Annotated in this window: 8 protein-coding genes, 1 tRNA gene and 1 rRNA gene; 4 read left to right on the top strand and 6 right to left on the bottom strand. The window is 37.9% G+C overall.

Features of this window, described 5'->3' with window-relative positions:
• Positions 1-280 precede the first annotated feature (280 nt).
• The 4 genes from P9M13_08860 to tatA all read right to left on the bottom strand — a co-directional run bounded on the left by P9M13_08860 (position 281) and on the right by tatA (position 2,605).
• The gene (locus P9M13_08860) at positions 281-1,237 is read right to left on the bottom strand and encodes an SDR family oxidoreductase (GenBank protein MDP8263394.1); all 957 of its coding nucleotides are present in this window, start codon (positions 1,235-1,237) and stop codon (positions 281-283) included.
• Positions 1,238-1,391: 154 nt separating this feature from the next.
• A tRNA-Ala gene (locus P9M13_08855) sits at positions 1,392-1,464 on the bottom strand.
• 105 nt (positions 1,465-1,569) lie between these two features.
• A complete protein-coding gene (tatC, locus tag P9M13_08850; GenBank protein ID MDP8263393.1) occupies positions 1,570-2,370 on the bottom strand; it encodes a twin-arginine translocase subunit TatC in 801 nt (266 codons plus the stop codon).
• A 1-nt stretch (position 2,371) separates the two neighbouring features.
• The gene (tatA, locus tag P9M13_08845) at positions 2,372-2,605 is read right to left on the bottom strand and encodes a twin-arginine translocase TatA/TatE family subunit (GenBank protein ID MDP8263392.1); all 234 of its coding nucleotides are present in this window, start codon (positions 2,603-2,605) and stop codon (positions 2,372-2,374) included.
• Positions 2,606-2,787: 182 nt separating this feature from the next.
• On the opposite strand from tatA, the gene P9M13_08840 reads away from it, so the two are divergent.
• The 4 genes from P9M13_08840 to P9M13_08825 all read left to right on the top strand — a co-directional run bounded on the left by P9M13_08840 (position 2,788) and on the right by P9M13_08825 (position 5,363).
• On the top strand, positions 2,788-3,705 hold the full coding sequence (locus tag P9M13_08840; GenBank protein MDP8263391.1) for a Ppx/GppA phosphatase family protein: 918 nt from the start codon (positions 2,788-2,790) through the stop codon (positions 3,703-3,705).
• 123 nt (positions 3,706-3,828) lie between these two features.
• Positions 3,829-4,317 carry a type II secretion system protein GspG gene (locus P9M13_08835; protein MDP8263390.1) on the top strand — a complete coding sequence of 163 codons (489 nt, stop codon included), beginning with the start codon at positions 3,829-3,831 and terminating at the stop codon, positions 4,315-4,317.
• Between the two features lie 6 nt (positions 4,318-4,323).
• The gene (locus P9M13_08830) at positions 4,324-4,761 is read left to right on the top strand and encodes a type II secretion system protein GspG (GenBank protein MDP8263389.1); all 438 of its coding nucleotides are present in this window, start codon (positions 4,324-4,326) and stop codon (positions 4,759-4,761) included.
• A 53-nt stretch (positions 4,762-4,814) separates the two neighbouring features.
• Positions 4,815-5,363: a prepilin-type N-terminal cleavage/methylation domain-containing protein gene (locus P9M13_08825; GenBank protein ID MDP8263388.1), complete on the top strand. Its 549-nt coding sequence runs from the start codon at positions 4,815-4,817 to the stop codon at positions 5,361-5,363.
• A gap of 93 nt (positions 5,364-5,456) precedes the next feature.
• Here the strand turns inward: P9M13_08825 and P9M13_08820 are convergent, their stop codons facing one another.
• Both P9M13_08820 and rrf read right to left on the bottom strand, forming a co-directional pair.
• Positions 5,457-5,645 (bottom strand): hypothetical protein, encoded by a 189-nt coding sequence (locus P9M13_08820; GenBank protein ID MDP8263387.1) that lies wholly within the window; start codon positions 5,643-5,645, stop codon positions 5,457-5,459.
• A 237-nt stretch (positions 5,646-5,882) separates the two neighbouring features.
• Positions 5,883-5,996, bottom strand: a 5S ribosomal RNA gene (gene rrf, locus P9M13_08815).
• Positions 5,997-6,097 lie beyond the last annotated feature (101 nt).

Below are 6,097 nucleotides of genomic sequence, written 5' to 3'. Positions count from 1 at the left end.
TTACACCTCTTAATCTATGACTTGAAGTATGTATATAACTTTTGTACTTCCGTACTTATAATAAGTTTTTTGATTATAAATTTTCATAACTCACTAATCAATGAACACATTATAGAACATAAGTGAGCGTTTGTCAAGGGCTCAAGGTCTTTTTTCGTAAAAAACATTGTTGGTAAAATTTTTTGAGGTCTTTGGACAACATCTTGTTAAAGTGCGGAATTTAGAAACATAGCACTCATTTAACTAAAAAGACCTAAATTGAAGAATATGAGGCGTACAATTATTTCGATTTATTCTTGTATAATTGTGCATGAAACCAGTCTACGGTTCTCTTAAGTCCCTCATCTAACGTCACTTTTGGAGTCCACCTAAGCAGTTTCTTCGCTTTTTTGATATTCGGCTGACGTATACGAGGATCGTCTTTTGGTAATGGCTTATAGATGATCTTACTTTTTGCACCAACAAGAGCTTTTATCTTTTGAGCAAATTCTAAAATCGAATATTCGTCCGGATTACCAATGTTAACAGGATCATTTATATCGCTCATCGCAAGTCGATAAATCCCTTCAATAAGATCTGACACATAACAAAAGCTCCGTGTCTGTTCCCCATCACCATATACGGTAATAGGCTTACCCTTTAGCGCCTGACACATGAAGTTTGGAACAACTCTCCCGTCATTGAGCCGCATGCGTTCACCGTAAGTATTAAATATCCTTACTATTTTTGTATCAACGTTATGTGTGCGGTGATATGCCATTGTTATTGCTTCTGCAAATCTCTTTGCCTCATCGTAGACACCTCGTGGGCCAATAGGATTAACGTTTCCCCAATAGTCTTCCGGTTGAGGATGCACCAAAGGATCTCCATAAACTTCGGATGTCGATGCCAATAAAAAACGGGCATTCTTCGCTTTTGCTAATCCCAGAGCTCTATAAGTCCCAAGTGATCCGACTTTTAAGGTCTGTATGGGAAGTTCAAGGTAATCTACGGGACTTGCCGGAGAAGCAAAATGAAATATTATGTCAACTTTTCCGTCAATTTTGATATTTTCAGTAACATCTCGTCTCTTAAACTCAAAATGGGGGTGTTTCTTCAAGTGCTCAATATTCTTTGGGTTGCCGGTAATAAAATTATCCAGAACTATGACCCGATAATCCTTCTGAAGCAAATATTCACATAAATGAGAACCCAGAAATCCTGCACCACCTGTTACAACACACGTTTTTTTCCTCATTATTCCCCCTAATGTCGTTTATCGTTTATTGTTCATCGTTCATAGATAAATATCCCACCATCCAGAACAGAGAACCAAACATCTAGATCCTTTATTGTTCTTGGTCCTTCGAAAAGAACACCATCACTCAAAACCTAAAACACAGCACATGTTATGGAGGTGACGGGATTCGAACCCGTGACCCCAACGTTGCGAACGTTGTGCTCTCCCAGCTGAGCTACACCCCCATAAAGCCGTTATTCGTAACTCGTATTTCGTTAATCGCGCAATGAAATATTAACGCTATATGCTAACCACCATCGATTCACTATCCACGATCCACAAATCACGAGTTAGCCCATTAAATCTTTATCGCCAAATTCTGTGTTTTCGTCATCTTTAACCGTTTTTTTTCTTTCAAAGATTTTAGCTGTCCAGACACAAAACTCAAACAGGAGATACATCGGTAGTGCCACAACAATCTGAGTTATAATATCCGGTGTAGGAGTAATTGCCGCCGCTAAAACAAACACGCCAACTATCGCATATTTCCTACTCTTTCGCAAAACCGCATGTGACAGGACACCCACTTTAACGAGTGCCAGCACAATGCAGGGTATTTCAAATACAAGCCCAAATGCCACTAAAAACTGCACAACAAAAGATACATAATTTTCAATGATCCACTCATTCCGTATACCTAAACGCTCAGTGTATCCCCAAAAAAACTTTAATGCAAACGGCAGAATAACAAAATAACAAAAAGCCGCTCCGATACAAAACAAAAAAAAACTCGCGGAGAAAGCGGGAATGATAACCTTTCTCTCCTTTTTCGTCAAACCAGGAATAAGAAATGAGCCAAAAAAATAGAGAATGACCGGAAGAGAAAGCACAATACCAAAAAGAAACGCAGCTTTAAGCCCCACAAGAAAACCGCCTGTTGGCCGAAGTGTCCTTAAAATACTTTCGGGGCTAATAGTGCTTCCAACCGCAGCCAAAACGTGCTGTAATGGATATACAAGCCAACGAATAATGGAAGGTGCAAGCATAAAACCGAGTGCGGTCAATATAAGAAAAACAGCTACACTTTTAATAATAACTAATCGCAATTCCTCTAAGTGATCAATAAATGCTTTTTCAGTCGAAGTGGCCATTTCATCCTTTATTTTCCTGACGAGGCTCCTCTTTTTGAGAACTATCTTCTTTCTTTTCAGCACCCGAAGATTTGTTTTCCTTTTCATCATCGGTAATGTCGCTTACAGATTTCTTAAATTCTTTTACGCTTTTTCCTATTGACCGTGCCATATCAGGTAGTTTTTTTGCGCCAAACAATAAAAGTATTATTACGAGAATTACAATAAGTTCAGGAAGACCGATCCAGCTAGGCATTACATACCCCCCTTTTTTTGATTTTATATTTATGCGATTTATATTATCATTATATATTGCATACAGCAAATAAATTCGTGGTTCGTGATTCGTGGTTCGTGATTCGTATTTTTTAAATGATTTCAGTTCAAGCGCGAAACACGAGGCACGAACAAAATGTGAGCACCTAAAACGGAGTGTATATGATCTTATCAGCAATTGATGTTGGGACAAATTCTATTCGTTACATGATCGCCCGTTACGAAAACCAGTCGTTCTCTATTCTTGAGCAAGGCGGCACAATAACAAGGATAGGCAAAAATCTCCATCGTTCAAAAAAGATCTCGTTATCACATGCAGATAAAAGTGTATCCGTCATAAAAGAATATATGCGTATATGTAAGCGGTATGAATCTGATAAAACAACTATCATCGCTACCAGTGCTTTAAGGGATGCAGAAAATGGTATAGAATTTATTACCTCAGTCTCACGCTCGATAAAAACTCCGATACGTATTATTAGCGGCACAGAAGAAGCACTGCTCGTACACTTAGGAGTATCTCATTCGCTAAAAGTATCCCCACACAGTCTTATTGTAGATATTGGAGGTGGGAGCACTGAATGCATTATCCGGAACAAAAAAAAGCTTATTACACATAGCTTTGATATCGGCGCGGTAAGACTGAAAGAAAAATTCCTTTTTTGCAATCCTCCAAAATATTCAGAATATAAACGTATGGATACATATATTAAGAACTATATCGCGACAAATATACCTTCTGACTTACAAAAAGTACCGCCCCGACATATTATTTGTGCTGGTGGAACAATAACAACACTTGCAGCTATTAAACTCATGTTAGAACAATATGATCATGATTCAGTTCATGGCTTAAAGATTACACGAAACACTATCACCAACATCACAGATGCTCTTATGTTCATGAAACTCAGCGAACGAAAAAAAGTGATCGGTCTTTCCTCTAAACGTGCTGATATTATTGTGCCGGGTTTGTACATATTAGATGCTCTCATGAATTACTTTTCTATAGATAAAGTTACGGTAAGTGACCGGGGCATACTCTTCGGTATACTTGTTGACGCTACTAAGAACTCCTAAAAAACAGACAAGAGACAACAGGCAGAGCCCCAGACCAAAGACTCCAAACCGATCACCTCCCCCCATTACAATTATCATCATAATTTTATATCTTTTTTATTTATTTATTGATATTATGTATATATGAAAAGAAATAACGGATTCACATTACTTGAACTCCTTGCAGTAATCGCGATAGTGATTATCTTAGCGGGAATACTTATTCCTTCAGTGGGGGTTGTTAGAAAAAAAGCAAAATCTGCACGTGCGCAGGCTGATATTGAATCATTGTGTGTAGCCCTTAAAATGCTTGAGGCGGATTTTGGATTATATCCAACGGCCACAAATCCAAACGATTTAGCAGACTATCTTGGTGAACCAATAGGTAAAAATGCTGACGGAAGTATAAATTTGACTCCAGCAGCAACTGACGTAACGTATGGGCCCTACATGGAGTTTAAACAAAAAAATCTTACAGGCGTTCGATTCGATGACCCTTGGAGTAATGCATATATTTATACACTCACTAATCCCGATCCCACTAATATCCCTAATCGTGATTTTTATATTCATTCTTTTGGACCTAATGGCACCAATAATCAGGGTGGCACTGACGATGTGTATAACTGGTAGTCCTCTATGATTTCTAGATCAAAAAATGGATTCACTCTTGTAGAAATTCTCGCAGTGTTATTTATTATAGCACTCATTGCAGGTATCACTATCCCCGTAATGCATTCAATGTATTCAAAAAGTAAAACGGCAAAAGCAAAAAGTGATATCGCGAGACTTACTGCTGCTGCTGACTTGTATAATGCCGAATGGGGCACCTATCCTGCAAGCAGTAACGCTAATCTTGTAATCGCCCTAGAGTCTGAGAGCCCCTTCACAAAAAAGCCGTACCTTTCCTTCAAAACTAAAGATATTGAAAATAATAAGGTTGTAGACGCGTGGGGAAAACCATATATATACGTACTTATTATTGATCCTGATAACGAGACTGAAACGATAAGCATAGAGTCATCCGGGCCAAATGCAACTGCCGGTGATAGTGACGATATTACGAGTGCGCAATAGACAATTCAGACCAGAGACACCAGACCACTGACCACAGACTGGAAGGAACACTTATGAAGAAAAAAAATAGCGGAGTGACACTCATTGAGCTTGTAGCAGTGATTGGGATCATTGCTGTCTTATTCCTTATTACCGCACCATTTTACCGGAACTTTCAGACAAAACTTTTGTTAAAAAGCTCCTCTGAGTCAATCTCAAGCTATATTAAGAACGCAAAATCACTTGCAATAAATTACAATAGAAAATTCAGCATCATAATCGACCCCATTCAGTCTAAAATATCAACTTATGACTATATCGATACCGATCCAGACAATCCATTTGTTAGCGATACAGATGCAATAGCACGCAGAGATCAAGAAGTAGCCGAGGCAGGTGATGTAAAATCAGATGCAATACAAAATGTAAGTGATTATACTCTCCCCGGACAACTCGAAATAACAACGAGCGGTGCAATAACCCAAATAACCGTAAGCTCATCCGGAAGCATGAATGGTTGTTCAATATGGATTAAAAATAAAAGTGGAGATTCTTGCTATACTGTTACTACAACAACCACCGGAGCGATTAGGATATATGATTACGAGAAACCACAGAATTAGAAGCAGGCATCATTCTTTTTTGCCCCACATTATACAGTGAACTAAATATTCCCAGATTAGAATATATCAAACTTTACTACATATTATTCATCATTAATAGAGTAGGAGGGAATTAATTATTTTAATCCCCGTCCTCATCTTTGCACATGTATACGTTCCAAAAGCTTTCTTCTTTTTATACGGTTCTACCTGTACATGAATCTTTCCCCACTTCAAAAGAATTACTTCCGTTACTTTGTATTTTGGAATATTTAGTATTTTCTTGATAATATACTTTCGCATCGGTTGCCTCCTGATTAGTTCTTTTTCCAAATCAATTTTATCAGGCTTTTAATGGTAATCGATGCTTTTTTATTTATTCCTACACAGCAAACTCTTATATAAAATACTCCAAGTTATTTACGAATGAACCGATAAACTTGTACAGTTTGTATAAGTAATATTTACTTTTAGGTTGAAATCAACCTAAAAAGACCAAAAAAAAGACCCTGAGATCACTCTCAGGGTCTTTTAAATTTAACCCGGCAACTTCCTACTCTCCCAACCGCGCAGGTTAGTACCATCGGCGTAAGAGGGCTTAACGGTCGTGTTCGGAATGGAAACGGGTGTGTCCCCTCTACTATAATCACCGGGAAAATCATCTTCGTTCATTGTTGATCGATTTTCGTTTTTCGAAAAACAACAAACAAAATAACTTTAACTAAATAGTTGTAAGATTACATACTTTCTAAAGA

This window comes from Candidatus Ancaeobacter aquaticus (genome assembly GCA_030765405.1).
GTDB classification, from domain to species: Bacteria; Auribacterota; Ancaeobacteria; order Ancaeobacterales; family Ancaeobacteraceae; genus Ancaeobacter; species Ancaeobacter aquaticus.
Note: the sequence above shows the minus strand (reverse complement) of the source record. Positions and strands in the feature narration are given on the sequence as shown.